This is a genomic window from Saliniramus sp., assembly GCF_035311605.1.
Taxonomy (GTDB): Bacteria; Pseudomonadota; Alphaproteobacteria; order Rhizobiales; family Beijerinckiaceae; genus Saliniramus.
In genome coordinates this window covers 1-4366 of record NZ_DATGCW010000060.1, presented here as the reverse complement: position 1 = coordinate 4366, position 4366 = coordinate 1, and the positions used below count along the sequence as shown (strand labels likewise).

Genomic DNA, 4366 nt, shown 5'->3' with positions numbered 1-4366 from the left:
CTTGCGCACGAACCTTCACATAGGTGGCGTCGATCCACAGATATGGCCAGTCCCCCTCGATCGGGCGTTCGAGGAAGGCTTTCACCCGCTCGTCGATCTCCTCGCAGAGCCGCGAGACCTGGCTCTTGGATATGCCGCTCATGCCGAGCGCCTTGACGAGATCATCGACGGAGCGCGTCGAGATCCCCTGGATGTAGGCCTCCTGAATCACGGCGGTGAGGGCTTTCTCGGCCATCCGCCGCGGCTCCAGGAATGACGGGAAGTAGCTGCCCTTGCGCAGCTTCGGAATGCGCAGCTCCACGGTCCCGGCCCGCGTCTCCCAGTCGCGATCACGGTAGCCGTTGCGTTGCGCCAGGCGATCGGTACGCTTCTCGCCATAGCCGGCACCGGTATGAGCGCCAACCTCCATCTCCATCAGGCGCTCGGCGGCAAAGCCGATCATCTCGCGCAGGATATCCGCGTCAGGGGTCTTCTCCACGAGCGTGCGAAAGTTCAGCATGGAATCGGTCATCGGTCGTCCTTTCAGGTCAGGTTGAGTCTCCAACCCAATCCTACCGGAAGATCACCGATGACCACCCGTCCCGCGAAGCCGACCGTCCGCTACGGCGCGATGGAAAGCGCGCGGACGGACGGCTTCGCTCACGGCGAGCTACACCATGACGGGGGACGTGACCAAGAGCCGCATCTACGGGCGGCTCGATTGCCGCGCGGCATTGTCCGCACTCGCGCGCGGCGGGCCATATGCAAGTCATCGCGTCTTCTTCGCCGACGAGGCGGTCGCCGTGAGCGCCGGCTATCGCCCCTGTGCCGTATGCATGCCGGAGGCCTATTCGGCGTGGAAGGGGCGCCGTACCGGGTGATCCTGCGCTTGCGGATCGCGCATGGCTGCCGGTTGTGCAGCGCAGTGCCGCATGGCATGCGGGTCTTCGGGTGTGCGTCGCCGGCCCGGTTCGATACCTTCGCGGCATGCCGTAATCACGGCGCTCATCGGAACCCGTTTCATGACACACCGCATCGATGCGTTTTCGGGGATTGCGCTCGTCATCGGCTGGTTCGCCCTGCTCGTGACGAGCCTGTCCGGTGAAGCGGCTCGGGCTCTCGCGGAAGGTGCGCCGAGCCCACTCATGCTCGTGGGGATGGCGGGGATCCTGTTCTATCTGGTTGCGCAGAGCACACGCTACACGCGCTTCGTCTGGAGCCATCTGGCTTTCGGTGTAATGGTAACGGCATTGGCCGTCTTCATCCTGCCTTCGCCGATCACAGCGCTGGCGGAGGCGTTCTGGCGCAGTGTCTTCATCATGGTTCTGTTTTCTGCATTGGGTGTCCTGCGTGTCGCGGCGCAGACCTCGCCGATGATACACGAGACCGGCGCCATGCTGGTGCGCCAGCCACCGGGGCGACGCTATTTCGCGCTGGCGGGCGGCTCTACGCTATTCGGGGCGATCCTGAATTTTGGGGTGATCGCGCTCTTCAGCGGCATGATCCGCGACGCTGTCAAGGCGGCTCCCGGCGATGCCACAGTGGCCAAAGCGCGTGAGCGGCGGATGCTGCTGGCGATGCTGCGCGGTTTTTCGGTGACCATGTTCTGGTGCCCCCTGACGGTGGCCTTCGCCATCACGACCACCGGCATTGCGGGCGCGCAATGGCCGGAGATGGTGTTGATCGGGACCGGCCTCGCGGTGACAACAGTCATCGCCGGCTGGGCGCTCGATAGTGGCGCCTCGCGGCGCGTCGCAGGGACCGGCGATCCGGTGTCGTTCTCCTTCACGGCGCTGGTGCCGCTCGTCACGCTGCTGTTGCTCCTGTCGAGCGCGGCGGCTTTGGTCGAGCGCTTCACGCCGGGGCAGTTGATCCACGGGGTCATCCTCTTCGTGCCCCTGATCGGCCTCGTCTGGGTCCTGCGCGATACCCGGCGCGCGGGGCTTGGCCATCTGCGACGATACGTGGTGGAACAGGCGCCCGCGCAGCGCCAGGAACTGTCCGTTTTGGCCAATGCGGCCTATGCCGGGACGCTCATCGGCATGCTGCTGCCGCAGATCCTCATCGACGCGCTGATCGGCCCGCAGGGGCTCCCGCCAATCTTCGTCCCGGCGCTGTTCATGCTGCTCGTCGTCCTGTTCGGGTTGCTCGGTGCCAATCCGCTGATCACGGTCGCGGTGCTGGCCAGCGTGATGGCCGACCCTGCGCGTTACGGGGTCGACGCGACGCTGGTCGCGAGTGCGCTCGCGATCGGCTGGGGCATGGCGATCGCCTCCTCGCCGGCCACCGCCGCGACGATGTATATCGGGCAGTTGACCGGATATGGCTCATTCACGGTTGGGACGCGCTGGAATGCCGGCTATGCCGCCGTATCCGTTGTGCTCCTCGGCGGGGCGCTGACGTTGCTCGGCCTGTGGCGGGGCGCCTGACGGCGCGCGTCGATATGTGGGGAAAGAGCTCCCGCTCACCGGCTCCGCGCCCTTGCGTCACGGTGGTTTGCTGCATTTCCCCATTGCCCTGAAAGCCTTGCTCACATAACTCTTGGGCAGGAGAGGCCGGCTGCACCGAAACACGGCGCGGATACGCTCCCCGGCGAAGAAACAGGCACGCCACGGCAGGGCCGGAAGGTGCGTGCAGCTTTGGAGGACGAAGATGGATTATCGTGCGCCCGTGACCGATATGGTCCATGTCATGCGCCATGTGGCCGGCCTTGATGATGCGCTTGCAAAGGGGCTTCATCCCGATCTCTCGGCGGAGCTCGTCGATCAGATCCTGGAAGAGGCAGGGAAATTCGCGGGTGACGCGATCGCGCCCCTCAACCGCGTCGGCGATACCAATGGGCCCAAACTCGCAGAGGGCGTGGTGAAAACGCCTCCGGGCTGGAAAGAGACCTATCGCGACTGGGCCGATGCCGGTTGGAACGCGCTTCCCGGCCCGGCGGAGCATGGCGGGCAGGGGCTGCCGGGACTGCTCAATGCCGCCTGCATCGAGATGTGGAACGCCGCTTCGCTCTCTTTCGGCATCGCGCCGCTCCTCACCATGGGCGGGATCGAGGCGCTGACGAAGCACGCCACGCCGGAATTGCAGGAGCTCTATCTCGGCAAGCTGATCTCGGGCGAGTGGACCGCGACAATGAACCTGACCGAACCGCAGGCCGGATCCGATCTCGCGGCGCTGCGTGCCCGTGCGGAGCCCGTCGGCGACGGGACCTACCGGATCACGGGTCAGAAGATCTACATCACCTATGGTGAGCACGACATGACGGATAACATCGTCCACATGGTGCTCGCACGCTTGCCGGATGCGCCGGCGGGAACGAAGGGCATCTCGCTCTTCCTCGTGCCCAAGTTCCTGCCCGACGGCAGCCGCAACGACGTCTTCTGCAACGGGATGGAGCACAAGCTCGGCCTGCACGGCTCGCCGACCTGCACCATGGTATTCGGCGACGAGGGCGGTGCCACCGGCTGGCTGATCGGCGAGGAGAATCGCGGGCTGGCCTGCATGTTCACGATGATGAACAACGCCCGCCTCGGCGTCGGCCTGCAGGGTGTCGCCGCCTGCGAACGCGCCTACCAGCAGGCTCTCTCTTACGCCCGCGACCGCCGCCAGGGCCGCGCCGCCTCATGGCAGGGCGACGGCATGGCGCCGATCATCGCGCACCCGGATGTCCAGCGCATGCTGATGACCATGAAGGGCTTCACCCAGGCCGCGCGCGCCATCTGCTACATCACCGCCGGGGCACTCGACCGTGTCCATTTCGAGGGTGACGCGGATGCGCGGCGACGGGCTCATGAGCGCGCTTCGCTGATGACGCCGATCGCGAAAGCCTATTCGACGGATCTCGCCAACGAAGTCGCCTCGCTGGGCGTGCAGGTGCATGGCGGGATGGGTTACGTTGAAGAGACCGGTGCGGCGCAGCATCTGCGTGATGCGCGCATCCTCGCGATCTATGAGGGCACCAACGGCATCCAGGCGATCGATCTCGTGACCCGCAAGCTGCCTCTTTCCGGCGGCGAGACGGTGCGCGGCGAGATCGCGCGCCTGCGTGCGGTTGCCGATCGTGTCACGAAGGAGGGCGGGGCGGCCTATGGCGACACGGCCAGCCGCCTGCGCGAGGCCGTGGAATCCCTCGACCGTGCGACGAGCCATCTGCTCAAGGCGATCTCCGGCAATGCCCAGCAGGATGCGCTCGCCGGTGCGACGCCGTATCTGCGCCTTTTCGGTCTGACGCTCGGGGCGGCCTCGCTGGCCGAGTCCGCGCTCGCGAGCGCGGAGGGTGACCCGCTCGCCGTCGGACGCGTGGCGCTGGCGCGTTTCTTCGCCGAAAACCAGGCCAGCCTCGCCCCCGGCCTCGCCGAGACCATCATGCATGGTGGCGCCTTCACCG

General features: G+C 66.2%; 4 protein-coding genes. 3 read left to right on the top strand and 1 reads right to left on the bottom strand.

Annotated features, from left to right (window positions below):
- Positions 1-511, bottom strand: a 511-nt coding sequence (locus VKP01_RS03055; protein ID WP_324410162.1) for a transposase, incomplete at its 3' end; no start/stop codon positions are given.
- A 145-nt stretch (positions 512-656) separates the two neighbouring features.
- On the opposite strand from VKP01_RS03055, the gene VKP01_RS03050 reads away from it, so the two are divergent.
- The 3 genes from VKP01_RS03050 to VKP01_RS03040 all read left to right on the top strand — a co-directional run.
- Positions 657-860 (top strand): Ada metal-binding domain-containing protein, encoded by a 204-nt coding sequence (locus VKP01_RS03050; protein WP_324410160.1) that lies wholly within the window; start codon positions 657-659, stop codon positions 858-860.
- Between the two features lie 141 nt (positions 861-1001).
- Positions 1002-2408 carry a hypothetical protein gene (locus tag VKP01_RS03045; protein ID WP_324410158.1) on the top strand — a complete coding sequence of 469 codons (1407 nt, stop codon included), beginning with the start codon at positions 1002-1004 and terminating at the stop codon, positions 2406-2408.
- A 223-nt stretch (positions 2409-2631) separates the two neighbouring features.
- Positions 2632-4366: acyl-CoA dehydrogenase (locus VKP01_RS03040; RefSeq protein ID WP_324410156.1), on the top strand; the 1735-nt coding region annotated here is incomplete at its 3' end.

Excerpts from the sequence above, each read along its gene's own strand:
- VKP01_RS03045 (WP_324410158.1), top strand. The coding sequence starts at position 1,002 with ATGACACACCGCATCGATGCGTTTTCGGGGATTGCGCTCGTCATCGGC.
- VKP01_RS03050 (WP_324410160.1), top strand. The coding sequence starts at position 657 with ATGACGGGGGACGTGACCAAGAGCCGCATCTACGGGCGGCTCGATTGC.